Below are 249 nucleotides of genomic sequence, written 5' to 3' on the forward strand. Positions count from 1 at the left end.
GGCGACTTACGACGACGCCCACGAGGTGGGCCTGGTGCGCAGCTTCCACCCCAACGGACAACTGCGCCGTGTCGCGTTCTACGACGACCCCGGTGGCGAGCGCGCATCGGCCGAGTTCACGCCGGCGGGGCAACTGTCCGCGCTGCGCTGCGCCGACAAGCCGTTGCTCGCGCCGGCACTCGACGATGCGCGGCTGTGCGGCTTCGGCGCCGGCGCGCCGTCGCAGGTCGAGCTGTTCGACGCCAAGGG

The 249-nt window shown here is 72.7% G+C and carries 1 protein-coding gene; it reads left to right on the plus strand.

What is annotated here, in order from left to right; all coding sequences use genetic code 11:
- A partial coding sequence (locus CVH10_RS23015) for a hypothetical protein (RefSeq protein ID WP_219925044.1) occupies positions 1 to 249 on the plus strand: 249 nt, incomplete at both ends.

Origin of the sequence: Halomonas sp. ND22Bw (genome assembly GCF_003011945.1) — a bacterium.
In the GTDB taxonomy this organism is placed as follows: domain Bacteria; phylum Pseudomonadota; class Gammaproteobacteria; order Pseudomonadales; family Halomonadaceae; genus Halomonas; species Halomonas halophila.